Source organism: Blautia sp. CAG:257 (assembly GCF_000433815.1).
GTDB classification, from domain to species: Bacteria; Bacillota; Clostridia; order Lachnospirales; family Lachnospiraceae; genus Blautia_A; species Blautia_A caecimuris.
The window spans coordinates 20,866-21,454 of the sequence record NZ_HF999058.1; the positions used below are offsets into that span (position 1 = coordinate 20,866).

The window sequence follows — 589 nt, forward strand, 5'->3', positions numbered from 1 at the left end:
CCGGCAGCCAGCATACACACAGAAACAGCCAGAAGAAGGACACTTAAAAATTTCTTCATCCGGCACCTCCTACGGAATATATGACAGCGGAATGCGAACAGAAAACGTTGTTCCCTCGCCTTCTCTGCTGAATACTTTGATCACGCCATGATGCATGGCAATGGTACTTCTTGTAATGGCAAGTCCCAGTCCCGTGCCTCCGATCTCTCTGGAATGTGATTTGTCCACACGGTAAAACCGCTCAAAGATACGCTCCAGGGAATCTTCCGGAATTCCCATCCCGGAATCTGCCACAGTCACATAAAAATATTTGTGGTCCGCGTCTATGGATACTCTGACCCATCCGTCGTCCACATTGTATTTAATGGCATTTTCCACCAGATTACTGATAGCGGAAGTAAATTTAATCTCATCCACATCCGCCTCCACCGGACGGAAGCTGTCAAGGATCAGGTCAATGCTCCTTTTATCCGCAATAGGTCTTAAACGCTTCAGGATGTCCTCAAGAAGCTGGTTGATATCCATGTGCTGTATAGAAAGATCGGCTGTCTTTTTATCCATTTTTACCAGGCTGAGAAGATCTGTAATA

General features: G+C 46.2%; 1 protein-coding gene. It reads right to left on the reverse strand.

Features of this window, described 5'->3' with window-relative positions; genetic code table 11:
- Positions 1–69: 69 nt before the first annotated feature.
- A partial coding sequence (locus QVP40_RS07745; RefSeq protein WP_288200386.1) for a sensor histidine kinase occupies positions 70–589 on the reverse strand: 520 nt, incomplete at its 5' end.